This window comes from Pseudomonas sp. BF-RE-22 (assembly GCF_019956155.1).
In the GTDB taxonomy this organism is placed as follows: domain Bacteria; phylum Pseudomonadota; class Gammaproteobacteria; order Pseudomonadales; family Pseudomonadaceae; genus Aquipseudomonas; species Aquipseudomonas migulae.
Map to the genome: position 1 here is coordinate 83,717 of NZ_JAHBDD010000003.1, position 23,460 is coordinate 107,176.

The 23,460-nt window shown below is 57.7% G+C and carries 22 protein-coding genes; 13 read left to right on the top strand and 9 right to left on the bottom strand.

The window, feature by feature from the left end:
• Window positions 1-123: 123 nt before the first annotated feature.
• A complete protein-coding gene (locus tag KGA82_RS02260; RefSeq protein ID WP_223449511.1) occupies window positions 124-1,080 on the top strand; it encodes an AraC family transcriptional regulator in 957 nt (318 codons plus the stop codon).
• Between the two features lie 47 nt (window positions 1,081-1,127).
• On the opposite strand, the gene KGA82_RS02265 is transcribed toward KGA82_RS02260, so the two are convergent.
• Entirely contained in the window at window positions 1,128-2,015 is an 888-nt protein-coding gene (locus tag KGA82_RS02265) for an NAD(P)/FAD-dependent oxidoreductase (protein ID WP_223449512.1), read from the bottom strand.
• A 141-nt stretch (window positions 2,016-2,156) separates the two neighbouring features.
• On the opposite strand from KGA82_RS02265, the gene KGA82_RS02270 reads away from it, so the two are divergent.
• Window positions 2,157-2,585: an Rrf2 family transcriptional regulator gene (locus KGA82_RS02270; RefSeq protein ID WP_008038831.1), complete on the top strand. Its 429-nt coding sequence runs from the start codon at window positions 2,157-2,159 to the stop codon at window positions 2,583-2,585.
• 203 nt (window positions 2,586-2,788) lie between these two features.
• On the opposite strand, the gene KGA82_RS02275 is transcribed toward KGA82_RS02270, so the two are convergent.
• The 8 genes from KGA82_RS02275 to KGA82_RS02310 form a co-directional block, all read right to left on the bottom strand.
• Entirely contained in the window at window positions 2,789-3,370 is a 582-nt protein-coding gene (locus tag KGA82_RS02275; RefSeq protein WP_192228249.1) for a hypothetical protein, read from the bottom strand.
• Window positions 3,371-3,468: 98 nt separating this feature from the next.
• On the bottom strand, window positions 3,469-4,830 hold the full coding sequence (locus KGA82_RS02280) for a HEAT repeat domain-containing protein (RefSeq protein ID WP_223449513.1): 1,362 nt from the start codon (window positions 4,828-4,830) through the stop codon (window positions 3,469-3,471).
• 124 nt (window positions 4,831-4,954) lie between these two features.
• Window positions 4,955-5,386 carry a bleomycin resistance protein gene (locus KGA82_RS02285; protein ID WP_223449514.1) on the bottom strand — a complete coding sequence of 144 codons (432 nt, stop codon included), beginning with the start codon at window positions 5,384-5,386 and terminating at the stop codon, window positions 4,955-4,957.
• Window positions 5,387-5,544: 158 nt separating this feature from the next.
• Window positions 5,545-5,946 (bottom strand): GFA family protein, encoded by a 402-nt coding sequence (locus KGA82_RS02290; RefSeq protein WP_192228246.1) that lies wholly within the window; start codon window positions 5,944-5,946, stop codon window positions 5,545-5,547.
• Window positions 5,947-6,084: 138 nt separating this feature from the next.
• Window positions 6,085-6,990, bottom strand: a complete 906-nt coding sequence (locus KGA82_RS02295) for an alpha/beta fold hydrolase (RefSeq protein ID WP_223449515.1) — start codon at window positions 6,988-6,990, stop codon at window positions 6,085-6,087.
• A gap of 139 nt (window positions 6,991-7,129) precedes the next feature.
• Window positions 7,130-8,278: a hybrid-cluster NAD(P)-dependent oxidoreductase gene (locus KGA82_RS02300; RefSeq protein ID WP_223449516.1), complete on the bottom strand. Its 1,149-nt coding sequence runs from the start codon at window positions 8,276-8,278 to the stop codon at window positions 7,130-7,132.
• Between the two features lie 3 nt (window positions 8,279-8,281).
• Complete coding sequence (locus tag KGA82_RS02305; protein WP_223449517.1) at window positions 8,282-9,538, bottom strand: aromatic ring-hydroxylating oxygenase subunit alpha; 1,257 nt, start codon at window positions 9,536-9,538, stop codon at window positions 8,282-8,284.
• Between the two features lie 138 nt (window positions 9,539-9,676).
• Window positions 9,677-10,615: a LysR substrate-binding domain-containing protein gene (locus KGA82_RS02310; protein WP_223449518.1), complete on the bottom strand. Its 939-nt coding sequence runs from the start codon at window positions 10,613-10,615 to the stop codon at window positions 9,677-9,679.
• 414 nt (window positions 10,616-11,029) lie between these two features.
• Here KGA82_RS02310 and KGA82_RS02315 point away from each other — a divergent pair, with 414 nt between their 5' ends.
• From KGA82_RS02315 to KGA82_RS02365, 11 genes are all read left to right on the top strand, one after another.
• Window positions 11,030-11,743 carry a GntR family transcriptional regulator gene (locus KGA82_RS02315; protein WP_008033405.1) on the top strand — a complete coding sequence of 238 codons (714 nt, stop codon included), beginning with the start codon at window positions 11,030-11,032 and terminating at the stop codon, window positions 11,741-11,743.
• Window positions 11,740-12,651, top strand: a complete 912-nt coding sequence (locus KGA82_RS02320; RefSeq protein WP_008038810.1) for a dihydrodipicolinate synthase family protein — start codon at window positions 11,740-11,742, stop codon at window positions 12,649-12,651. The genes KGA82_RS02315 and KGA82_RS02320 overlap by 4 nt, the downstream gene beginning before the upstream one ends.
• On the top strand, window positions 12,644-14,161 hold the full coding sequence (locus KGA82_RS02325; RefSeq protein WP_223449519.1) for an aldehyde dehydrogenase: 1,518 nt from the start codon (window positions 12,644-12,646) through the stop codon (window positions 14,159-14,161). The genes KGA82_RS02320 and KGA82_RS02325 overlap by 8 nt, the downstream gene beginning before the upstream one ends.
• Window positions 14,158-15,504 carry an NAD(P)/FAD-dependent oxidoreductase gene (locus KGA82_RS02330; protein ID WP_008038806.1) on the top strand — a complete coding sequence of 449 codons (1,347 nt, stop codon included), beginning with the start codon at window positions 14,158-14,160 and terminating at the stop codon, window positions 15,502-15,504. Before KGA82_RS02325 ends, KGA82_RS02330 begins: the two co-directional genes overlap by 4 nt.
• A gap of 72 nt (window positions 15,505-15,576) precedes the next feature.
• Window positions 15,577-16,425 (top strand): glycine betaine ABC transporter substrate-binding protein, encoded by an 849-nt coding sequence (locus tag KGA82_RS02335; protein WP_008038804.1) that lies wholly within the window; start codon window positions 15,577-15,579, stop codon window positions 16,423-16,425.
• Between the two features lie 74 nt (window positions 16,426-16,499).
• The gene (locus KGA82_RS02340; RefSeq protein ID WP_223449520.1) at window positions 16,500-17,618 is read left to right on the top strand and encodes a glycine betaine/L-proline ABC transporter ATP-binding protein; all 1,119 of its coding nucleotides are present in this window, start codon (window positions 16,500-16,502) and stop codon (window positions 17,616-17,618) included.
• Window positions 17,615-18,463, top strand: coding sequence for an ABC transporter permease (locus KGA82_RS02345; RefSeq protein WP_223416287.1), 849 nt, complete (start codon window positions 17,615-17,617; stop codon window positions 18,461-18,463). Before KGA82_RS02340 ends, KGA82_RS02345 begins: the two co-directional genes overlap by 4 nt.
• Complete coding sequence (locus KGA82_RS02350; protein WP_008033394.1) at window positions 18,460-19,311, top strand: ABC transporter permease; 852 nt, start codon at window positions 18,460-18,462, stop codon at window positions 19,309-19,311. The genes KGA82_RS02345 and KGA82_RS02350 overlap by 4 nt, the downstream gene beginning before the upstream one ends.
• A gap of 12 nt (window positions 19,312-19,323) precedes the next feature.
• The gene (locus KGA82_RS02355) at window positions 19,324-20,322 is read left to right on the top strand and encodes a 4-hydroxyproline epimerase (protein ID WP_223449521.1); all 999 of its coding nucleotides are present in this window, start codon (window positions 19,324-19,326) and stop codon (window positions 20,320-20,322) included.
• A 114-nt stretch (window positions 20,323-20,436) separates the two neighbouring features.
• Window positions 20,437-21,420: a GlxA family transcriptional regulator gene (locus tag KGA82_RS02360; protein WP_008038798.1), complete on the top strand. Its 984-nt coding sequence runs from the start codon at window positions 20,437-20,439 to the stop codon at window positions 21,418-21,420.
• Window positions 21,421-22,007: 587 nt separating this feature from the next.
• The gene (locus KGA82_RS02365) at window positions 22,008-23,405 is read left to right on the top strand and encodes an MFS transporter (protein WP_223449522.1); all 1,398 of its coding nucleotides are present in this window, start codon (window positions 22,008-22,010) and stop codon (window positions 23,403-23,405) included.
• Window positions 23,406-23,460 lie beyond the last annotated feature (55 nt).

The window sequence follows — 23,460 nt, forward strand, 5'->3', positions numbered from 1 at the left end:
ACCTCTGGGGGGCGTCCTGATCACTGAGTCCGCGTTGGTGCTAATCTAGGCCTCGCCGTTCAGGCGCAGAATGACCGGTGCGCCTGATTACATGCTCCGGACTCCGGAAAGGAGGGCTGGCAATTGCTGGATGCGCTTTCTGATGTCTTGCGTGTCATTCGGCTCTCTGGAGGAGTCTTCCTCGAGGCGGAATTCACTGCGCCCTGGTGCCTCAGCGGAAAAATCTCTGCGGACGATTGCAAACCGTTCCTGGCGGCCCCTCGACATGTCATTGCTTCGCATTTTGTCGCTGCGGGGCACATGCAATTGAAAATCGACGGTGAAGCCCCCCTCGACGTGGGGGCAGGCGAACTCATTCTGCTTCCGCGCAATGACGTTCATACGTTTGGCAGCGACCTGAGCGTTGCTCCCATGTCGGCGCGCGACGTTATTCAGCCGCCGGAAGTCGGCGGCATTTCACGTATCAAGTGCGGCGGAGGCGGCGAGGTCACGCAGTTATTGTGTGGGTTCCTCGGCACTGAAACCCCTTTCAGTCCTTTGCTCTCGTCGCTGCCATCCTTATTGAAACTGGATGTGCGCGCGACGGCTTCGGGAGCCTGGATTGAAAGCTCATTCCGGTTTGCTGTCAGCGAGATCGCGGCGGGGCGCGTCGGCTCGACAACGGTCATCGCCAAGCTATCGGAATTGCTTTTCGTCGAAGCCGTCAGCCAGTATGTCGCGAGCCTCCCCGCTGAACGGCGCGGGTGGCTGGCGGGTTTGCGGGATCCGCATATCGGGCGCGCATTGGCGCTGCTTCATGCTCGCCCAACCGAGGGCTGGACGGCAGAAGCCCTGGCGCTTGAAGTGGGCATGTCGCGCTCGGTTTTCGCGGAACGATTCACGACATTGGTCGGCCAGCCACCGATGCAATACCTGACGCTCTGGCGCATGCACGTGGCGGCTCAACACCTGCGCGAAGGTCGCGGCAATGTGGCGCAAATCGGCTTTGCAGTGGGCTACGAATCCGAAGCCGCGTTCAGTCGCGCATTCAAACGCCAGTTCGGCACATCACCCGGCACCTGGCGCAGGCAATCGGCATGAGAAGGTCGGGTGCCGGCGGACGCACTTAATCCGCTTGCGACGCGTATTCAGCGAAAGATCAGCGACTGGTGTGCCGCGCCGCCCGTGCGTGCGCCGTCACCCACTGCGACGGCCACATTGCCTGCGGCTATTGCTGCATCCCCGCAGGCAAACACGCCGGGTACACTGGTTTCGCGCATCGCATCGACCTTGATGAACTCACCCGTCGGCCCGACTTCAAACTCGCAACCAAGCAGCGCTGCCAGTGGGCTGCCCATACGCGTGAGAGGCTGAGTGAACAGCCCTGCAAGTTTGATCACACGACCGCTGGCCAGTGTCACATCGGCTTGTTCCCCACCAACCGACAAGACAGGTTCGCGCTCCACCGCAACCCCACGCCTGGCCAGCTTCGCCAACTGCTCGGCATCTGGCTCGAATACCTCGTTGAGGAAGAGTGTCGTTGGCCCCCAGTCCGGCAACATCAGCGATTGGTGGATGGCAACTGGCGACGCCGCCAATACTCCAATCGGTCCGCCGTACAGTTCATATCCATGGCAATACGGACAATGAAACACTCGCTGCCCCCAGCGCTCTGACAGCCCGGGAATCGCAGGCAACTCATCCACCACCCCTGTGGCCAGGATCAGACGCCTCGCTGCGAATTGCTCCCCGTTCGCGGCTGTTATCACAAATCCACCATCGCCCGTCTTTGCCTGGGTGGCGGGTTGCGAAAGCCACTCGACTGTTGGATAGGCCAGCAACTGGGCACGTGCCTCGCTGGCTATCGTGCCGGGATCACGACCGTCCTGCCCGAGAAATCCATGTGAATTGTGAGCAAACCGATTACGGCGCAGACCTGCATCGATCACCAACACCTTTCGGCGCGCCCGTGCCAGTTGCAAGCCTGCGGAAATACCGGAATAGCTGCCACCAACGATGATCACGTCGTAAACCATTGATCAGTCTCCCTGGGTCTTCGACCTGCTCGAAAACTCTAGATACAACGTAAGTTACGTGATGTCGGGGTGTCAACAGTCTCGTAACTTATGCTGTGTCGAGCGATACTCGGCACACGCAACTTCAGGAAACCGCCATCCATGAGAAATGACACTCGCTTGTCCCGCATGCTGCACGTGCTGATCCACATGGCTCGCCACGAACAGCCCGCCACGTCCGATACCATCGCGCAGATGCTCGGTACCAACCCGGTGGTGGTCCGGCGGACCATGGCGCTGCTCAAGGACGGGGGGTATGTGCGCTCGGAAAAGGGGCACCGTGGGGGTTGGACGCTGGCGAAACCGTTAGCGGATATAACACTGTTGAACATCCATCAGGCCTTGGGCTCGTCCTCGCTCTTCGCCATCGGTCTGTCGACCGACCATCCAGAATGCCTGGTGGAGCAAGCGGTGAATGCTGCGCTGACCGAAGCGTTTGATGCGGCGCAGGCACTGCTTATAGATCGCTTGGGAAGCGTCACGCTTGAACAGTTGGCCAGTGATTTCGAACGGCGCTACCAACGTCTGTAAACCTGTGGTCTACAAAGTGGCGTCTGGAAGTAGCTGTATGTTTGGTTCTAGCCGGAAAGTGACGGTCCAGTAGGGAAAGATCACATCCTTGGACATTACCCACATGGGGCCACTTGATCTTGTGAAAAGATGAGTCATGTCGCCTGGAGGGCGAACTACGTTACTCAAAAAAGCACCTCCAGCCTACCTCCACTTTGTCTGTACTACGTTAGCTGAAAACGCTCTAACGCATAATCCTTGCCTGCCAAGGTAAGTTCAAAGGTGGTGGCGCCAAACGTACCCCGCGTCACTTTTTGTTTGATAAGGCGTTTGTCTTGAAGTTGCTTTAGATCGGCTTCAACTTCTGCTGTGCTGAGGGAGACAAGTTTGCAAATTGAGTTCAGGTTTGCAACTTTCCTGAAATTTGCATGATAGGCCAAAGCTTCCATTAATAGCGTTTGGTTATCTGTCAGTCGTGGGAACTGAGGGTTGTTCATTTTGTAAACTTTTCGCTCTATCTCATGTAGCTCGTCGTAAGCTCCATCAGTGTTGCGGGCGTAGTAAATCGCTGCAGACAGAGTGCTGATTAAAATCGCGATTATCATCAGCAGCGACCAATTCGGCATTGGCGTTTCCAGCGAAAGCCAATCCGAAAAACGTTGCGGCCAGCTCGTGCTATCTGCCAACAATCTCAGGTCCAGGTGAGTGTCGAGCAGCTTTATGACAGCCCAAGCGACAAGGAAAATCCCAGCCCAGCAGGCCATAGCCTTGAGCGTGAATGGGGAATGCTTGCCTTGTGCTGCCATGCTACTCGTCCCCAGTGCAGAAACAGGTCTTATCAGCATAGCAGTGGAAAATTTGTCGTCTGGCAGATGACCTGAAAGGTCAGCTTTTGGTTGGGGATTCAACCGGTCGATGCAACACGGGCTACGCTGTCGCTGCCGATGAGTCCTGTTGCGGCCAGGTTTCGAAGCTTTTGAGCCAATGCTTCTCGCTCGGCCTTTGAGGTGACCGGATCGACGATTTGATATTGGCGATCGCACCACATGCCAACCTGACGTAGCCAGAAAGCCTGTGCAACCGGTTCAGTAGCCAGTCGCTCCAGTAGGTACGCCACCTGCTGCCAACCAGGTCTCAATTGAAGTATCGCCTGGCGGCGTGCTGTCGACAGTTCATGCCAATCCCTATCTAGTTTGGCACCTGATCCAGGTGTCACTGATGCCCAAGATAGCTTGTCCAGTTGAGCAACTGCGGCGTAAAACACTTTGTCCGACGGATCGTCAAGCGCCCCCAGCAATTCGGACAATTGGTTATCGCCAAGCAGACGTACGGCCGCTTGGCGCACGGTGGAATAGCGAGAGCGCATCGCTTCAGTTAGCCACAGCTTGTCGAGAGGGAAGTTAAGTTCGGTTGCCAAGCCAATGACACCGAGCCAATCCTGTTTCCGTGTTGGAATGCCCTGATTCAATTTCTTTTTCAGGATCGCGTTTGCATCGACGTCATGGCGTGCTGCTGCCCAGCGCGCCAAACTGCGGATTGAGGCGGATGCATCCAGCAAGGCCTTGCACAAAATTGGCCTCGGATCGTCGAACAAAGGCAGTAATGCGCGCAGCACGCAGACACGAACTTTGGCGCCCGGACGTGATAGGGCTTCGAGTAGCAGTGGTGAAGCTTGTGCAGCTGGTAAATCCTGACAAGCTGACACGGCAGCTAAGCGTACGGTCAGCTCGCGATGGGCTAAGGCGTCCCTTAAAAGTGTCTCCGGCGTTGAGTCCTTTTCCAGCAAAAGAGCAAACAGATAGCGCGCAGCTTTACCTTGTCGCGCAAGGAAATTGGCGTAGACCTCAGCCTTGATCTCGGGTGACTGCAGTACTGTGCGGGCGGCCATGAGCGTGGGGCCATGATCGGCTCTTCGGCGCGCAGCCAACGCTATGAGTGGCTCCAGTGCGATCAATAGCGCCTGGGCCCGAGAGGGAGTTAAATAGTGATTCAGCCCCTCCAACGCCAGATCGCGAATCTGGGGTACCCAATCGTTCAAACGCTCTATCAAAGCGACTAACGCTTCAGGAGAAGGATGATCGCGCAGCCCCCTGACAGCGACTTCTCGAATGAAGCCGTTGTAGTGAGTACTGATCTCTATCCATTTTCCACTGTTCTCAGCATTCCCCAGCAGTTCCATCGCTTCGTTTCGCCGATGCTCCACCAATGAGGAGGCTGGCACCTGCTTGTTCTTCAGCTTACCCAGCCATTCCTTTATGACGTTCACTTTTTAATCCTTTTTTTGCTCGTACGGGCAGTCTTGCCAACACTTTACCCAGTTTTTCAGGTCGATTGCAGTCAGTAGGGAAGGATGCTTTCGACACTGAACGGATGGTCGCCTTGGCCTGCGTTCAGATTGAAAAAGCCGGCCGCTCACCCAACCGCTCTACCAACCTGACGAGATAACCATCGGGATCCTGGACGATGAATTCGCGCTGGCCTACTTCTACGTTATCAGCCCGATACCAGGTGTCTTTGCATGCTCGATAGAGTGGAAATCCGGCTTGGTCAAGTTTTTGGGTGATGGGTGCGACAGCGGCAACGTCGATCTGCAGGTTGATTCCTCTTCCAAATGGCTTCGTCAGGGGGGCCGTAAGCCATTGGCCTGCGTCCGGATCAATCTGCTCGAGCATCACCTGAGCACCGTTCAAGTCGAGGTAAGCGAATCCATCTTCGGGGCGTTGATACGCTACTTCGAAGCCAAGGCAATGCACCCAAAAAACCAGGCTGTTACCAAGGTTGGTGACCATTAACTCTGGAACCAGTTTGCTACGTTCAAACATGAGATGACTTCCATTTCGATAGGCTTCTCCCCTGGGGCTGGCAGTGTAAATACCTGATGCGTGGTAGCAGGCTCTGCACTTTTGGCACGAGTGCCACGGGAAAGGGGAGCGAGCGGCATGATGCAGGGGTGGATGAGCATTCTCGAGCCACAAAGCGATTATCGGGACTGCGGCCAGTGATCCTGAATGTCATGCCATACAGCCTTGGACGTCACCTCGACATGCTTCTGTTTATCGCAAGTAAAGGGCGTGTCCAGCGTACCGAGGGCTATGGAGATCCAGTCGGAGTATTCGCCCTGGTTATTTGACCAGAAGAGCGACGAGCCGCAGCGAGCGCAAAACTGGCGCTCGACAGATTCAGAGGAAGGGTAAGAGCGGATGTCGTCGTTACCCTGTACCAGATCAAAGTCGCCCCGCAAGACACTTCCGTAGCTCGCAAATGCAGCGCCATGGCTTTTGCGGCATTGGCTGCAATGGCAGTGCGAAACAGCTTTGGGGCGTGACAGGAGTTTGTATTGGATGGCGCCGCAAAGGCAACTGCCCTGGAAGGTCTCAGTCATTTTTGGTGGCAATCCATTGTTGAGGGGGCAGCACTTTAAGTGGTGGGTAGATGCAGTGTCGAGCGAGTGCCCGTCGAACAGGCAGGGCGGCAGGCTTCGACAACGATCCGTAGACAGTTTTTGCCCTGCCACAGACGGTCACTGCAAAAAGTCGCGAATCGCCCGAATAGTCTGCGTAGGCGCCTCTTCCATCAACCAATGTCCTGCCCCTGGAATCACCACTTCCGTGACATTGTCCGCGGCGTTGCGCATGACGATGGCTTCGTTGTTGCCAAAGGATTTTTCCCCGCCGACGGCCAGTACGGGCATGGTCAGGCGTGTCTTCATCGATGCTTCGTTGTCCACGGCGTCCTGGCGAATGCTGCGGAACTGCGCGAACGCCGCGTGCATCGCGCCGGGGCGGGCGTAGAGTTTGGCGTAATGCTGGCGGGTGGCTTCGTCCACTTTGGTCGGGTCGCCGGCGAACTCGTTCCAGAAGCGGTCGAGGTAGATACGCTCACGACCGGCCACCAGGCGCTCGGCATCCGGGCCGCCAAAATCGAAGTGCCACAGCATCGGTGAACGCACGATGTCGTTCCACGGCGGAATGCCCGGTACGGGCGCATCCATGACCACCAGGCGATCGGTTTGCTGCGGGTAACGCGAGGCGTAGGCGAAGGCGACCATGGTGCCGATGTCATGGCCGATGACCACGGAATGTTCGATTTTCAACGCTGCGAGTACCGCGCGTATGTCGCCCGCTTGCGTCTTCTTGTCGTAGCCGCCGTCCGGGATCGACGACAAACCCATGCCGCGCAGGTCCGGCACCACGACCGTGTGATCCTTGGCCAGGTCGGCAGCAAGAGGCGCCCACATGTCGCCGGTGTCGCCGAAGCCATGCAACAGCACCACGGCAGGCCCTTTGCCGCCGACGCGCACGTGGATCTTCGCGCCTTCCACCGCGATGTCCTGGGTGCGGAAGGAAGTGGGGAATGGCGTGACGCCGGCATGGGCGGGCAGGGTTAGTGCAAGCAGCAAAGAAGCAGTCAGCAGGGTTCGGATCATGTGGTTTTCCCGGAAGGATGCGTGGAGAGTTGCGTACCGCATCCGCTGCAAACCACCGTGCCGAAAACGCACGTCGCCCGGGGCAGAACAAGGTACCCAAGGCTGGAGCGTAGACCACATTGAAAGGTTCTGATGGACCCTACAAATCGATGACCAGGTCTGACGTTGGCTTACTGCAGCACAGCAGGCGCAATCCCTTGTCGATTTCACGCTGGCGGATGCCGCCGTTGTGGTTCATCGCCACCGTGCCTTGCAGCACCGCCGTTTTACAGGTGCCGCAGACCCCTTGGCTGCAAGAGGAGGGGATGATGGCGCCGGCCTTCTTCGCTGCGGTCAGCACGGTCTGGTTGCCCGGCATGCTGAAGGTTTTACCGGAGCGGGACAGCGTGATCGTAAACAGGCTCTCCGGCTGATCGAGCACGCAGGCCGTTTCGATCAGAGGGGCCTCATCCAGCGCCGTGATATCGAAGCTTTCCTGGTGATAGTGCTGGAAATCAAAGTTTCCCTGTTTGAGTAGCGATTTGACCGCGCCCATGTAACCTTGCGGCCCACAAGTGAACACTTCTCTGTCCTTGAAGTCCGGCACCTGTTCGCTGAGCAAGGCCAGATCCAGGCGGCCAATCGGCCCGGCCCAATCCGTGCTGTCGCCGTGTCCTTCGCAGATATTCACGACTCGAAGTCCCGGCATGCTGGCCTGCATCCGTGTCAGTTCTTCATGGAAAATAATATCGTCGGGGGTTCGAGCACTGTGCACGAAGACGATATCCAGTCGGGCTGCCAGGTCGAAACCCGCACGGGTCATGGACATCAGCGGTGTCACGCCGGACCCCGCCGATAGATAAAGCAGCTTGTCGGCTGGACGGCCTGTCGGTGTGAAGCTGCCCGCAGGGCCTGAGGCAAGCAGCCTGTCGCCTTCGCGCAAGTGATCGTGCAGCCAGTTCGATACGGTCCCGCCGGGAACACGCTTGACCGTGATCGACAGCGCAAAGGGGCGGGTGGGCGACGATGACAACGTGTAGCAGCGCGACACGCGTTGCCCCGAGATGGTCGGCGATACCGTAATGAACTGCCCTGGCTCAAAACTGATGGCGCTGAAATCCGCACTTCGAAAGGTAAAGGTTTTTACGTCGTGGGTTTCGTCGCGTACGGCGCAACAGTGCAGCGCTTTTTGCTCGCCACTGTTCCACTGCGCACCGTAGGTGGCCCACGTGTCCGGATGGGCAAATACGTTCGGTGCAGACACGGCGCTCGCTGTAACCGGTGGCTTTTCAAGGAGGGTCATGGTCATTGCTCACACTCCCTGTGCGGCAAGCCGCGCGGCGTACCAGCGAGAAAATTGATCCACGTAGGATTCGGTAAATGCCGAGAAGGGGCCTGGCGAGTAGCCGGGATCTTGCGTACCGCTGTGGGTGATCGCGACAAGGTTGGCGTCCTGCTGATTGGTGGCTTTCCAGACCTCGGTCAGTTTTTCGATGTCGTAATCCACGCCCTCGATGGCGTCGGCATGGACCAGCCATTTGGTGCGCACCAACGTCTTGTCGGGCGCGAGCGGGATGATGTATGAAATGACGGCGTGATCGCTCATCACATGCGTCCAGGAGTTATGAGTCCACAGGTGCACGTCGCCGAGATCGCGGCGGGTCAGGTCACCAAACAGCCGTGTGCAGGCCACCCTCGTGTCGAGCGTTTGCGATTCGCCATTGCCGGCAATGACCAGCCGCTGCGTGCGGAACTGGGTCACCGCGTCTGTGTCCAGGTGTTCCACTGCGTCGCAGATAAACCCGTCACGTTCCCAGCTGCGTTTGGCTGCCGCATTGCGTTCTTCATATTCATCCAGCGCTTGCAGCGATTCCTCACTCAGACCTTCGGCGCAGAACCCAAAATCCTCCGGCAGGAATGAGGCGGTTAATTCAGGGTGCGTTGCAGAGCAGTGATAACACTCGCGATTGTTTTCGATGACCAACTTCCAGTTACCGTCTTCAATGATCTCGGCTTCATAAGCAATCTTCGAATACGTGAGGTTGTAGGGCGCCAGCCGGGGCGCCATGGTTTGTTCCAGGTAGGCGATGTCTGCCGGTGGTTGGTCACCCAGGCAAACAAACACATGAGTGCCGACGACTTTCGTATGAACACGAGTCAGGCTTTTGCAGGTCGGATCGAAATCCTTACCCATGTGGGCGGCGTGCTTGAGGCTGCCATCAAGGTCGTAGGTCCACTGGTGATACGGACACACGAGCATGCCCACCGTTGATTTGCCGGCCTGTTTCAGGCGTGCCCCGCGATGGCGGCAAACGTTGCGAAACGCCTGCACCTGCTCGTCGTCATCGCGCACGAGGATGATCGAGGATTTGCCGATGTCTATGGTCGAAACATCCCCAGGCTCCGGGATGTCCGCCGTCACGCCGACCAGAATCCAGTGCCGGGTGAAAAAGATATCGACGTCGCTGTCGAAAATGTCCTGACGCCCGAACAACGCGCCATGCATGCCATGACCGGGGGTGCGTGCAGTCACCAGTTCTTGTTGGGATTTCGCGACGGTAGTTGTCATCTGTTGCCTCACGGGGGCGATGTTGAATCGTCAGCAAGTGACGGTGAGGCAAGTATCAAAATGGTCCGGTTTTGCGTCAATGCGCTTTAATTTCACCCTCGCATAGCTAAAAGTTATGCGAAGAATCGACAACTGACCTTAGTGTGAAAGTGGAGACTCATCCCGCAGCCAATCGACGATGGCGTGCACCAGCGGGGTTATTTCCCGGCCGTTCGGAACAATCAGGTAATAGGCATCTTTCGGTTTCACCGCGTAGTCAGTAATCCGCACCAATTCGCCGCTCAGCAATAGCGGACGCAACAAACGGTTCCAGCCCAGCGCGACGCCATAGCCCTGCAACGCGGCCTGCACCGTGTCGTTGTAACTGCTGCAGCGCAGGCAGTAATTCACCTTGGGACGACTCTCGCCCAGCTCCTTGAACCAGCTGTTCCACGTCATCCAGCCTTCGAGCGTGGTGTCCGAATCGATCAGGTCAATGTGCAGGAAGTCGTTGACCGACAGCGGGGCAGGGTGCGTGGTCAGCCAGGCGGGGGAACACACCGGGAACACTTCTTCGTCAAACAGGAAAATCGCCGTGCCGTCTTCCCATTTGCCATTGCCGAAGCGCACGGCGATGTCGACGTCCTGTCGGTGCACGTCCGGATTATGGACTTGGGTGATCAGGCGCAGTTGCAGCTTGGGTTGCGACAGGCGCAATGCAGCCAGCCGGGGCAGGATGCGCAGGTGTGAAAACGCCGCGGTGCAGGCGAGCACCAGTTCCTGCTCGGGAATCCCCTCGGAAATCTTGTCAAACACGTTCGCCATGCGCTGCATGGATTCGGCGACCACCGAATACAGCACGTAGCCTTCGCTGGTCAGTTTGATCGCCCGGTGCAGTCGATGAAACAGACGGGTGCCGAGGGTTTCCTCCAGGTACTTGACCTGCTTGCTGACAGCCGCCTGGGTCACGCCCAATTCTTGCGCCGCCAGCGTGAAGCTGCTCAACCGCGCAACGGCCTCGAATTCCATCAAGGCCGTCATGGACGGTATCAGTCGGCGGTAACCCTTGACCTTCTTACTAGTTTCTTCACTGCCCATCTTGGTCGATCCTGAAGGAGAACGGAGCCGCTCAACCGGCGACACACTATCGCTTGTTCCGTTACTCGCCGGGAAGTGCTCGCAAAGTCGTGTCGCAAACGCCTTGCGCCATGTCGCTACGGGTCAACCGGGCTGCTGGCAAAGTGCGCTTGGCAATAAGCTTTATGATGGAATGATCTAGAAATAAGCATTCCAAAAACGACGTGTTTCTTTTCTGTAACCGACTAGTTCATTTTTTAGGTGAGCGCATAACTAAATGAATTAAAAAGAAATTATTCGAAATCACGTTGTGTTTTTCCTGTGTTTTCTATGTATACACAAGAAATACAATCTATTGACCGACCCAAAAACCCGTGCGAGTCTCGACTCATCAGTCAGCCGCACCTGACCGCAAAACTGCCCTTGGAGGTCGTTGTGAAAAACGGCAAAACCAGTCTTTACGAAGATCTGAAACGTCAAATCCTGACGATGGAACTGGACCCTGACGAAGCGCTGGATGAGGTCATTCTCAGCGAGCGATATGGCTTGTCCCGCACGCCGGTCCGGGAAGTATTCCGACGCCTGGCCGGTGAAGGTTATGTCGACATTCGGGAAAACCGCGGTGCCCGGGTGATTCCAATGAATCACTCGACCCTGCGCAATTTCTTCCTCGTCGCACCGATGATTTACGCAGCCGTTGGCCGTCTGGCCGTTCAAAACTACAAGCCGCGCCAACTGGTCGACTTGAAGGACACGCAGCATCGGTTCCGCATCGCCACCACCTCAAGGGATGCGCTGGCCATGGTCGTCGAGAACAACCGCTTCCACGCGATCATGGGCGAAATGGCCGGCAATCAATACCTCCAGCCCAGCCTGGAAAGATTGCTGATTGATCACTCCCGTATCGGCAATACCTTTTTCCGGCCTCAAAACGAGGACATGGAAGAGCGTCTTGAGCTGTCGGCGGGGCACCACGATTTGTTTATTGAGGCGATTGAACGCCGCGATGAATCCGCAGTAGTCGATCTCGTGTTTGAACACTGGGAACTGTCCCGGGAAAACATGGAGATTTTTATCGCGCCCCAAGGCATCAAGGCGGACGCGCTCGTTGATCTTCCACGCAATTCATTTCCGGAGAAATCATCTTGAAATTTGAAGGCATCTACACCCCCGCAGTGACACCTCATAAACCGGATGGGGAAATAGACTGGAGCGTGTACTCCGAAGTACTGGAGTCGCTGATCGAGGCGAAAGTGCACGGCATTATCATCGGCGGCTCGACCGGCGAATATTATGCGCAGACCTCGGAAGAGCGTACCGAGCTTGCCGCTTATGCCAAGGATGTCATCGGCAGCCGGGTCCAGTTGATCGTCAGCACCGGGGCCATTCGTACCGAAGATTCGGTGCAATACGCCAAGGATGCCAAAGCGATCAAAGCGGACGCCATTCTCGTCACTAGCCCGCCGTACGCGCTGCCGACTTCCCAGGAAAATGCAATCCACGCGTTGACCATCGATCGCGCTGCCGACCTGCCGATCATGCTTTACAACTACCCCGGCCGCATGTCCGTTTCGATGGACGAGGATTACCTCACCCGTGTAAGCGCCTCCAAAAATGTAGTTGCCATCAAGGAAAGCTCCGGCGACATGGGCCGCGTTCATCTGCTGGCCCGTGAGTTCCCGAACATCGCGCTGTCCTGCGGTTGGGATGATCAGGCACTGGAGTTTTTTGCCTGGGGCGCCCGAAGCTGGGTGTGTGCCGGCTCCAACTTCCTGCCAACCGAACACGTGGCGCTTTATGAAGCCTGTGTGCTCGAAAAGGACTTCGACAAGGGCCGCCGGATCATGTCGGCGATGATGCCACTGATGAATGCCCTGGACGGCGGCAAGTTTGTGCAGTCGATCAAATACGGTTGTGAACTGGCCGGGCTGAAAGTAGGGGACGTGCGCTTGCCGCTGCAACCTCTCGACCTGGAAGAAAAGCAAAGCCTGCAAACCATCATTGCCAATGTGAAGCGCGACGTTGCACGCATCACATCAGGAGCCAGCCATGGGTGATCTCCTGACCAAGGCCGAATACGCCGCCATCGCCAAAGACATTTCGTTCCCCTGCAATGCCTTCATCAACGGCGCGTTCAAACCCGCGATCTCGGGCAAAACCTTCGCCACGAACAATCCGGCGACCGGTGAGTTTCTGGCAGACGTCGCCGCTTGCGCGTCGGCAGATGTCGATCTCGCGGTCAGCAACGCCAAGGAAGCGTTTGAGGATGGCCGCTGGAGATCCATTTCTCCAAAAGAGCGCAAAACCGTCCTGTTGAAGTTTGCCGATTTGCTTGAACGGCATAGCCACGAACTGGCGGTCCTTGAGAGCCTCGACAGCGGCAAGCCAGTCAGCGAGTGCCAGTTGGTCGATGTGCCGGACACCATTCATACGCTGCGCTGGCACGCCGAGTTGATCGACAAGATTTATGACAACACCGCCCCTGTGGGCAGTGACGCGCTGACCATGGTCGTGCGTGAGCCTATCGGGGTGGTGGGCTGCGTGCTGCCCTGGAACTTCCCGCTGCTGATGCTGGCCTGGAAAATCGGCCCGGCACTCGCCGCAGGCTGTTCGGTGATCGTCAAACCCGCCGAGCAGACCACGCTGACGACGTTGCGTGTGGCGCAACTCGCGTTCGAGGCGGGCGTCCCCGCCGGTGTGCTTAACATTGTCACCGGCACCGGGAAAGAGGTCGGCGAGCCGATCGGCCTGCATCACGACGTCGACATGGTGAGCTTCACCGGCTCCACCGCGACCGGCCGCCGTTTCCTGCACTACGCAGCCGATTCGAACCTGAAACGCATCGTTCTCGAGTGCGGCGGGAAAAACCCGGCCGTGGTGATGGACGATGCGCAAAACCTCGACCTCGTCGCTCAGCATGTCGTCAACGGCGCGTTCTGGAACATGGGCGAGAACTGCTCCGCAACCTCGCGGCTGATCGTCCACGCGTCTGTGAAGGATGAACTGCTGGAACGCATGGGCGCCTACATCCGCGAATGGAAAATGGGTGATCCACTCGACCCGCAAAACCGCGTCGGCGCGTTGGTCAGCCCCGAACATTTCGCGAAAGTGAAGTCGTACCTTGAGCATGCCAGCGTCGGCAAACTGGACGTTGTGTACGGCGGTAGCACCGAAGACGGTGCGTTCGTCGAGCCGACCGTGATTGACGGTGTCGCGCCAGAGAGTCGGTTGTTCCAGGAAGAGATCTTCGGTCCGATTCTGTCGGTCACCACGTTCAGCTCGATTTCTGAAGCCATTGCCCTGGCCAATGACACGGTGTACGGCCTGGCCGCCTCGGTTTACACCGGCAGTTTGCGTCGTGCCATCAAGTTGGCGAGGGAGATTCGCGCCGGGATCGTCACCGTGAACTGCTTCGGCGAGGGCGATGCTTCCACGCCGTTTGGCGGCTACAAGGAGTCCGGGTTCGGCGGTCGGGACAAATCGATTTTTGCCCACGATCAATACACCGAAATCAAAACCATCTGGATCGATGTGTCTGATCGGTCGGATGAAGAGAACGAAAAATGAGCACCCATACCATCAAGCGCCTTCCGGTAGACACCGGGGTTTCAGGTTGGGAGGCAATTTCCGTACGCACTGCGCCTGTTCGCCTGCTTGATGGCAACGTCACGGCGGACTGGCTGATCATCGGTGCGGGTTTTGCCGGGCTGTCTGCGGCTCGCAGGCTGGCTCAACTGCATCCGGGCTGCCGCATCGCGGTGGTGGATGCCCATGAAATCGCCAAGGGGCCGGCGGGCAGGAACTCGGGGTTCATGATCGATGTGCCGCACAGCCTTTCATCCGGGGAGTATTCGGTGGGCGGTGAGTCGGCAACGGCACTGGAAATTGCCCAGAACCGTTTTGCCATTGCGTTTGCCGCCGACGCTGCTCGTGAATATGGCATGTCTGCGCAGACGTTCGACCCTTCCGGCAAGATCAACGCCGCCGCCACCGAGCGGGGGATGAAACTCAATGACAACTATGCCAAATCGTTAAAAGGCATTGGCGAGCGGTTTGAAGTACTGGACGCCGCGCAGATGCGAGACATCACCGGTTCCACTTATTACCACAACGGGCTGTATACGCCTGGTGCGGTGATGATTCAGCCAGCGCAATATATTCGGGATCTTGCAAACGGACTGGATCGGCAGATTGAACTGTATGAGCGTTCACCGATTGTGGAATTGTCCCGGGCGGGAGTTGGCTGGAAGGCGAAGTCTCATCGTGGTTCCGTTAGTGCGCCTAAAGTCATTCTTGCGGTCAATGGCCATATTGAAGACTTCGGTCACTTTCAAGGCCGGTTGCTGCATGTCTTTACTTACGCCTCAATGACGGCTGCTTATAGTCATGATGAGTTTTCAAGGCCGGTTACCGGTAAAGATCGTTGGGCCTTATTGCCAGCGGACCCGATGGGCGCGACAGTTCGCAAGATAACTTCGAATGGACTTTCGCGGATTGTTATCCGCACCAAGTTTACCTATGACCCGAGTATTCAAGTCACACCGATGCGTGTCGCGGCGGTGGCCGAAGAACAACGGCACTCTCTGGATGCGCGTTTCCCGGAGTTGAAATCGACGCCGCTGGAATTCAGCTGGGCAGGGCGGCTTTGCCTGAGTCGTAACAGCGCGCCCGCCTTTGGCGAAATCGAGGAAAACCTCTATTCCGCCTGCTGCGAAAACGGGCTGGGCACGGTTAAAAGCACATTGGCAGGCGTGATGGCTGCCGAGTTGGCCAGCGGTCACCATTCACAGGTTTTGCAAAGTTTCAGTCAACTGCCAGGGCCTAGCCGGCTTCCACCAAAGATATTGACGATGTTGGGTGTCAACTCGGTTATTCGCTGGCAGGCGCTCAGAGCAGGGCGAGAAGGCTGAATAGTTTCAAACCACCGGCTTTTATTTCATAAAGGCCTAATCTCTAGTTTTAACCGTAGATCGGAGCACGCCATGAAAAAGATTTGGAAGGCAGTCTGCGCTGTCGCTGTGGCCGGCGTTATGTGTTTGCCAGTTCACGCCGAAGAAAAAAATATCACCATGGGTACTATGACGTGGGAGGACTTGACGCCAATTACAGGTATTACCAAGAAGGTGCTTGAAGACTCTGGTTATACCGTAAAAGTTGTGGAGTTCTCCGAGTGGGGCATCGCTTATGCGGCATTAAGCAAAGGTGATGTTCAAGTGCTGGCGTCGCAAACGGACTACGCGGCAAACGATTACTGGAACAAAAACAAGAACAAAATCGAGAAACTCTCGCCGGTTTCGTTTGGCCTCTACCAAGGGCTTGCGGTACCGAGTTATGTCGACATCGATTCCATCGACCAGTTGAACGCCAATTCGGAAAAACTGGGCGGCAAGATCATCGGTATCGAACCGGGTTCTGGCCTGATGAACGATGCGACCAATGTGGTTAAGGCCTATGACCTCAAGCTGAAACTGGTGGAAGGCAGTACCACGGCAATGACGGCGGCGTTGAAATCGGCAGTCGACCGTAAAGAGCCGGTGGTCGTCACCGTTTGGGATCCGTCCTGGATGACCAAGAAATTCGATCTCAAATTCCTGAAAGATCCAAAAGGCATTTTCCCGCCGCTGCAAGGCTACTACTGGATCGGCCACAAAGGCTTCGCTGAAAGCAATCCGCGTGCGCGTGAACTGATGGCGAGCGTGTACGTGCCAATCGCCGACATCACCGCGATGAACGCCGAAGTCAAAGATGGCAAGACCATGGAACAGGCCATCAAGGGCTGGACCGATAGCCACAGCGAGCTGCTCAAGCGCTGGGAAAATATCAAGAACTGATTGCTGATGCCTTACGCCACTGCCGCCCTTTGATTCATTAGAGAAACCAGAAAACTGGTTCACGGGTTACGAAAATGACAACGGCCAAAATAGACACTAACGAAGTGCTGATAGATTGCCAGTCAGTCTGGAAAATCTTCGGGAAAGCCGCACCGGCAGCGATGAACGCTGTCACTCAGCAAGGGCTGACCAAGACTCAGATCCTGCAAAACTACGGCTGTGTGGTCGGGGTCTCCGACGTCAGCCTCCAGGTTCGAAGAGGCGAAATCTTCTGCATCATGGGCTTGTCCGGCAGTGGCAAATCCACCTTGATCAGGCTCCTCAACAAACTGATCACACCGAGCTCAGGCAAAGTGCTGGTCAAAGGCAGGGATCTGTCTTCCCTGACACCGGCGCAGCTTCGAGAGGTGAGGGCGCGTCACATCGGCATGGTCTTCCAGAGTGTGGCGTTGTTGCCCAATCGAACGGTGCTGGAGAACACGGCATTCGGCCTGGAAGTGCAGGGCGTCGGCAAGGCTGAGCGGTACAAAGTGGCCGAGCAGGCACTGGCCAAGGTGGGGCTGAGCGAATGGTCATCGCGTTACCCCACGGAGTTGTCTGGCGGCATGCAGCAACGTGTCGGCCTGGCCCGTGCGATTACCGCCGACCCTGAAGTGATTTTGATGGATGAACCGTTCAGTGCGCTTGATCCATTGATTCGCCGGCAGTTGCAGGATGAGTTTCGCCAGCTGACCAAGGAGCTTGGCAAGTCCGCGGTCTTCATCACTCACGACCTGGACGAGGCCATCCGCATTGGTGATCGCATCGCGATCATGAAGGATGGCGTGATCATCCAGGTCGGCACCGCCGAGGAAATCGTGCTTAACCCAGCGGACGATTATGTCGCGGAATTTGTGGCAGGTATCTCCCGGCTGCACCTGGTCAAGGCTCACTCGGTCATGACGCCGGTCGAGCCTTTCAAGGTCGCAAACCCGGGATGCGACATTTCCAGGCTGAGCAAGACTTCGCTGGGCGCAGACATCAACGAACTGATCGGATTGACGATGAAGTCCGAGCGCGACGCGCTGGCAGTCATCGACAACGGCGTGGTGGTGGGCATCATTACGCCGCGCGATCTGCTTCGCGGCGTTCAGGGCATTCCGAATGAATTCTCGGCCTCAACAGCCGACACCGTTCTGGAGGCATCGACATGAGCATTCCGGACTTTTCCGATCAATTCGACACGACCATCGACTCGAGTCTGGAATGGCTCTCGGATCACGGCGAGTTTTTGTTCGACGGCGTCAATGCACTGCTGACGGGCGTCTACAAAAGTGTGCTCTGGTGCATTGCCTATCCACCGTATTACCTCGTCGCGCTGGCCATCGCCCTGATCGGATGGCGGGTGGTGGGCGCCCGGTTCGCGATTCTCGCGGGCCTCGCGCTGGTGTTCTGCGACGTGATCGGCTTGTGGCCAGAGACGGTCAGCACGCTTGCGCTGGTGCTGACGGCCACCGTACTGGCGCTGGTGGTCGCGATTCCATTGGGCGTGCTGGCCGGCCTCGCGCCGTCGGTTGATCGCGTGGTCGATCCGGTGCTGGACCTGATCCAGACCATGCCGCCCTACATCTACCTGTTGCCGGCCATCGCGCTGCTGGGCTACGGCCCGGCCACCGCACTGCTGGCGACTTTTATCGTGGCCGTGCCGCCGGCGATACGCCTGACATCCTTGGGGATTCGGATGACCCCGCGAGAGTTCATCGAGCTGGGCGATGCCAGTGGTGTCACTGGCTGGCAAATGTTTTTCAAGATTCGCCTGCCGTTCGCCAAGCCCAGCATCATGGCCGGGGTGAACCAGAGCTTGATGATGGCGTTCGGCATGGTGGTTATCGCCGGCATCGTCGGCTCCGGCGGGCTGGGTGAGTCGATCTACGGCGCCGTTCGCACACTGGATATCGCCAAGTCGATCAACGCGGCCATCGCCATCGTCATTCTGACCATGATCCTGGATCGGTTAGCGCAGCACGCTGCCCGCTCGCGGATGGGAGAAAGCCAATGAGTGCCTCAGAACTGCAATTTTCCCCGGGCGAATTCCTGGCGCCCGCAGTCGATTGGCTGAACGCCAATCTGCACGGTGTGTTCAAAGGCATCAGCCAAGTCATCGAGGCGGTGCTGGGCGCGGTGGAGTCCGCGTTGCTGGCGCCGCATCCTTATCTGTTCATCGCCATCGTCGTGGTCGGCGCGTTCTTTTTCGCCAACAAACGCGTCGCGGTGTTTGCCGCCTTGATGTTGGCGTTTTGCCTGTTCGCCGGCCTTTGGGCGGCCTCCATGCAAACCATCGCGCTGGTCTCGGTGGCGGTGTTGATCTCGGTGGCCATCGCCTTTCCGCTCGGTGTATTGGCGGCACGGGTAAAACGCGTGGATGAAGCCTTCCTGCCGATCCTCAACATCATGCAAACCGTGCCACCGTGGGTTTACCTGATTCCCGCCGTGATGCTGTTCAGCCTCGGGCGAGTGCCGGCGATTATCGCGACCATCGTCTACGGCATTCCGCCGATGCTCAGGCTGACCACCCTGGCGTTCAAACAGTTGCCGAAAGACCTGCTGGAACTGGGCCAGGCGTCCGGCGCTTCACCCCGGGACATTCTGTTCAAGATCGAACTGCCGACCGCCGCGCCGACGCTGTTGGTCGGGCTCAACCAATGCATCCTCATGTCCCTGGCAATGGTGGTGTTGGCGGGCCTGGTCGGTGCCGGTGGACTCGGTGCAGAAGTGACGCGAGGTCTTTCCAGAATGGAGATGGGCCTGGGGCTGCGCGCCGGTCTGGCGATCGTCGCGGTGGCTCTGTTGCTGGACCGGCTGACACGCGGCGCGTTGCAGCGTCACTCCCCACGCGCACTTCTTTGAGAGACCTTCAGAATGAGACGTAGCTTTTTTTGTGTCGACTCCCATGCGTGCGGGAACCCGGTGCGGGTCGTGACCGGCGGCGGGCCTCTGCTGCCGTCCGTTTCGATGGCCGAACGCCGTGAGATTTTCGTGCGTGACCATGACTGGGTTCGCACCGCGCTGATGTTCGAACCCCGTGGGCACGACATCATGTCCGGCGTGATCATCTACCCGTCGAACCGCGACGATTGCGATTTTGGTGCGTTGTTCATCGAAGTCAGCGGCTGCCTGCCAATGTGCGGGGCGGGTACGATCGGCTTGTCCACCGTGGTGATCGAAGAGGGGTTGGTCACGCCGCGCGAGCCGGGCCGGCTGGCCATCGAAACACCGGCCGGGCGCGTCGATGTCGACTACGTCATGAGCGGCGAATACGTGGACTCGATCCGACTGTTCAACGTGGCCAGCTACCTGCACAGCGCCGACGTGGTGGTCGAGGTGCCGGGCGTTGGAACCTTCACCGTCGACATTGCCTATGGCGGCAATTTCTATGCAGTGGTTGAACCACAAGAAAGTTGGGCCGGCCTGACGGGGATGACGACCGCAGACATCGTCAGCCTGAGTCGGAAACTTCGCTCGGCATTGGCAGGCGTGTGTGATCCCGTGCATCCCGAAAACAGCCGGATCAGCGGCGTTCACCATGTCATCTGGTGCGACGACGAACACGGCACCGCCGCCGATGGCCGCAGTGCGGTGTTCTACGGCGACAAGGCGATTGACCGCTCTCCCGGCGGCACCGGGACGTCGGCGCGGATGGCGCAGCTGGTGGGGAAGGGCCGGTTGCACGTGGGCGAGACGTTCCGCAATGAGAGCCTGATCGGCACGATTTTCGAAGGCAAAGTCGAGTCTGCGGTGAAAGTCGGCCCATTCGACGGCATTCGCCCCAGCATCGGTGGCTGGGCGCAGATTACCGGGCACAACACCATTTTTGTCGATGACAAGGACCCGCTTCGTCATGGCTTTCAGTTGGCGTGAAGAGGTGTAAATGGCGCTAGGGTGTTTTGAGCGTCAGCAGGTAGCATTAGGTTTTATCTACGCCGTAACCGAGTGCCTAAAACTTTGATCGAACGACGCCAATTTAGCGGAGGCATGAAGGGGAAAAATCTTCGCTATCTGAACGACAACCCCGACGAGCCTGTTCAACTGACACGGACAGGCTTTTTGCTGCTCGAACATTTTTCGCTGCCGGCATTTACGCAGGCACTGGATACGATCATCACGGCGAATCTGCTACGGCCAAAACTGTTCTCGTCGCGCACGTTCGGCTTGCACGACGGGGAGGTCATCAGCGATCTGGGGCTGGTCATCCGGCCGGATGCGCGCATTGATTGCTCCGTCGTGCACGACCTCGATCTGTTGGTCATTTGTGGTGGCTACAGGACCGAGCTGAAGGCCTCTGACGAGTTGACCAGTCTGTTGAGAGCGGCCGCCGACCATGGCGTGAGCCTGGCCGGATTGTGGAATGGCGCCTGGTTCCTCGGGAGTGCCGGCTTGCTCGACGGCTATCGCTGCGCGATTCATCCCGAACATCGCCCCGCGCTCGCGGAAGTGGCGAAAGCGGCGCATGTCACCAGCGAGCCTTTTGTCATTGATCGGGACCGGCTCACGGCGTCCAGTCCTTCGGGCGCGTTCCACATGGCGCTGGACTGGATCAAGAGCTTGCACGACAAGGCTCTTGTCGAAGGGATCGAGGACATCCTCGCGTTCGAAGAGTCGCGTTACCGGCGGATCAAACCGACGGAAAATGTCTGCGTGAGCGCACCCTTGCGCGAGGTGGTGAAGCTGATGGACGCCAACCTCGAAGAGCCTCTGGAGTTGGAGCAATTGGCCGTTTACGCAGGCCGTTCTCGCCGCCAACTCGAGCGTCTGTTCAAGGAGCAACTCGGCACCACGCCTCAGCGCTATTACATGGAGTTGCGCATTACCGAAGCGCGGCGCCTGCTGCAGCACACGGAACTGTCCCAGGTGGATGTGCTGGTGGCCTGTGGTTTTGTGTCACCGAGTCATTTCAGCAAGTGCTACAGCTCGTATTTCGGGTATAGGCCGTCGAAGGAAAAACGGCTGGTCAAATAAGCCCCTTCAATACTTGTAGGAGCGAGCCGGCTCCGGGCGGCGTTCCGACGATGGACTCCAGAACACCGCGTTTATCCAGATAACACGCGTTTTCGTTCACGACCATCGCGAGCAGGCTCGTTCCTACCGTTCAAATGTTCGTAACGACATGCGTTGTCGTACGACTATCTGATTTTCAAATACCCACGGCCACACCCGGACCACTAATCTCTTCAAGGGCGGCACAGCCTTTGCCGTTCGGCGGGTTGTCTGTCGAGACGAACGGCCATTTTCCGGATTGACAGCCGGGTAGGGGAGTCGTTATAAAAGGCGCAGTTGTACGACGACATACGATGTTACACCCCTAAAAACAAAAACCGGGTCCCATCATGAACTCAATCCGCTTTCCAGCCTTCCCGCATACCGCTTCTTGTGGTCCGGTCCTGATTGCCTGCCCAGGCGCTCAGTCATCCCCGTTATCTGTGGCAACCCCCCGATTGCACGTGCTACTCGTCTGACGATTGCCACGGAGCAGTTCGCTGCGCGTAAGAATTGATCTCGCTTGAAACCGAGAGATCATCACCACAATCCAATAATAAAGTGATGCCATGAATCTGAACGAGCCCATCAATGCGCAACGTGTCGGCCAGTCCGTCGGCAAATATCGCTGGACGATCTGTGCACTGTTGTTCTTCGCCACCACCGTCAACTACCTCGACCGCCAGGTGCTCAGCCTGTTGGCGCCGGATCTGTCGACGCAATTTGGCTGGAGCAACAGCGACTACGCCAACATCGCTTCCGTTTTCCAGTTTGTGTACGCGATATCCATGCTGTTTGCCGGCCGTTTCGTCGACAAGATCGGCACCAAGAAGGCCTACATCATCGCGATCGCTGTCTGGTCGACCGGCGCCATGATGCATGCCTTTTCAGTGCCGATGGGCGAGGGCATCGCAGCGGTGAGCAGTGCGTTCGGCCTTGCGGTGATCCCGGTCTCTATCGCCGGTTTCATGCTGTCCCGCGCCGTGCTGGCGATAGGCGAGGCGGGTAACTTCCCGATCGCGATCAAGGCCACGGCCGAATACTTCCCGAAGAAGGAACGCTCCTTCGCCACCGGTATCTTCAACTCCGGTGCCAACGTGGGCGCGATCCTGGCGCCGATCTGCGTGCCGCTGATTGCCGCCCTGTGGGGTTGGGAAGCGGCGTTCATCGTGATCGGCATGCTGGGCTTTGTCTGGGTGGCCGTGTGGATTGCGCTGTACGAAAAACCTGAAAATCAAAAACGCCTTTCGGCAGAGGAACTGGCCTTCATTCGCAGCGATGCGCAGGTGAGTGCCACCCCGGCACCGGGCGTTGCCGAGAAAAAAGTCTCGTGGTTCAAGTTGCTGACCTACCGCCAGACCTGGGCGTTCGCCTTCGGCAAATTCATGACCGACGGTGTGTGGTGGTTCTTCCTGTTCTGGCTGCCAACCTACCTGTCGGCGCAGTACGGCATGAAGGGCGCGGCCATCGTGTTGCCTTTGGCCGTGTTGTACAGCATGACCATGGTCGGCAGCATCGGCGGCGGCTGGTTCCCGAGCTATTTCATGGCACGTGGCGATGCGCCGTATGACGGCCGGATGAAAGCCATGCTGGTCATCGCCTTCTTCCCGCTGCTGGTGTTGCTGGCTCAGCCACTGGGTTACATCAGCTTTTGGGTACCGGTGATATTGATCGGCATCGGGGCGTCGGCGCATCAGGCGTGGTCGTGCAACATCTTCACCACCGTGTCTGACATGTTCCCGCAAAAATCCATCGCGTCAGTGGTCGGCATTGGCGGTTTGGCCGGCGGCATGGGCGGTGTTGCGATGACGAAGCTTGGCGGTTGGGTGTTCGACTACTACAAATCGATCAACGATATTCACACCGGCTACATGATCATGTTCGCCATCTGTGCGGTGGCCTACCTGGTGGCGTGGAGCGTGATGAAACTGCTGGTACCGCGCCACAAGGAAATCACCGATCTGTAATCGGCTGGCTTGAGAGGTTGAACCGGTAGACGGCGCTTGTAGCCGTCACCGGTTC